Origin of the sequence: Mycobacterium mantenii, from assembly GCF_001667865.1 — a bacterium.
Lineage (GTDB): Bacteria > Actinomycetota > Actinomycetes > Mycobacteriales > Mycobacteriaceae > Mycobacterium > Mycobacterium mantenii_A.
In genome coordinates this window covers 1-586 of sequence record NZ_LZJP01000038.1, presented here as the reverse complement: position 1 = coordinate 586, position 586 = coordinate 1, and the positions used below count along the sequence as shown (strand labels likewise).

At 65.9% G+C, this 586-nt stretch carries 1 protein-coding gene; it reads right to left on the bottom strand.

Annotated elements, in window-relative coordinates; translation table 11 throughout:
* Positions 1–586 (bottom strand): glycosyltransferase (locus tag A5688_RS06460; protein WP_347559120.1); only part of this gene is annotated, 586 nt, incomplete at both ends.

Genomic DNA, 586 nt, shown 5'->3' with positions numbered 1-586 from the left:
TCGGCCGAGCTCCACAGGGCCAGGGTAGGGATTCCGGCGCGCAGGCCTGCCGCCGTGGTGCCCGAGCCGCCGTGATGCACGACGGCACGGCAGGCGGGGAAGATCTTCGTGTAGTTCACCACACCGACGACTTTCACGTGTTCCAACTGGGGGACGTCGGTGAAGTCGCTCCAGCCCGAGCAGATCAACGCCCGCTCCCCCAACTCGGCACATGCGGCGCCGATCATCCGGACCGTGTCGGCCGGCGTCTTTGCGACCGGCATGCTGCCGAAGCCGAAACAGATCGGCGGCGTTCCCTGCGCGATCCACGACAAGACCTCGTCATCGCAGTCAGTGGTCAGTTCCATGGTCAGGGAACCCACGAACGGACGCTGGCCGCCCCACTTGTTCTTCCATTCCTCGGCCAGACCGGGGAAGCACACATCGTCATACGCCTGGATTTCCAGCGAGCCGCGTTCGGCGATCCGTCGCGGTGAGGCAACCGAGGCGGTCGGCAGGCCGAGCTCACGGCGCTGCCGGTCCTCGGCCTTCTTGTTCATCCGCCAGCACATCCAGTCGTAAATCGACATTCCGGTGCGGACCAGGG